This window comes from Marinomonas transparens, assembly GCF_016463975.1.
Classification (GTDB): Bacteria; Pseudomonadota; Gammaproteobacteria; order Pseudomonadales; family Marinomonadaceae; genus Marinomonas; species Marinomonas transparens.
This window is the reverse complement of the sequence record NZ_JAEMNX010000053.1, coordinates 1-777: the sequence shown is the minus strand read 5'-3', so window position 1 is coordinate 777 and position 777 is coordinate 1. Positions and strand designations below refer to the sequence as shown.

The following is a 777-nucleotide window of genomic DNA, read 5'->3' as shown; positions in this document are numbered from 1 at the left end:
GTTGGTAAGAAATAGATAATGAAAAGCCAATCACTTGATATGACTGGCTTTGATAGGTGGGGGGCACGTTAAATATTCATCTAGTTACTTGGATAGTTGAGCATAAGTTTTGAGCTCTCTGAAATATGAGCGAGCAGAGCGGAAAAAATATAAACGCCAATAGGGACGACCGTTACGTGAAACTTTATAGCCTGCGTAACTATACCCCACTATCACTAATAGAAGAGACCATGTATGTTTTGGTTCAAAGTCATTTAATACGTATGATAAAACGATTAACGCAAATACGACTATTTGGTCAACAACGTTTAGCCATTCCAAGGCATAACCTTGTTTTTGCAATTTTTTTATACCTCGTTTTTGAACTATAAGACCGATTACTGAAAGCATGATCATTACATAGCCCACTAAAGCAACGCCTTTATGTGAAGTGAATGAAAAATCGAAACCATAAGTGCCAAGTAGTATTAGTGATGCATATAATTCAGGTCTTGGGTTGGTTTTATACCTCCATAGATTATACATTTCGTGTTTTATGACTTCTCTATGTCTTTCCCTATGTCTTAGTCTCATAATTTTAGCCTTTTTTATATTTTCTTAATTCCTTTCAAGAGGGTATGTCATTATCTATAAGAAATAGGGGCAGAGCAAAGTTGACGTCTCTTTCTACGGCCTTTATGGTTTAGACACCCAGCTTAAAGTTTTCAAGAAAACCAGTATAGCAGCAAGTATGAGCCAAACAGGTAGAAAAACACCTTTGGGGGATATTGAATGCGC

At 36.6% G+C, this 777-nt stretch carries 1 protein-coding gene; it reads right to left on the bottom strand.

All coding sequences use genetic code 11. The features are described from left to right. Positions 1-84 precede the first annotated feature (84 nt). Positions 85-573 (bottom strand): hypothetical protein, encoded by a 489-nt coding sequence (locus tag I8J31_RS20550; RefSeq protein WP_199470455.1) that lies wholly within the window; start codon positions 571-573, stop codon positions 85-87. Positions 574-777: the final 204 nt, after the last annotated feature.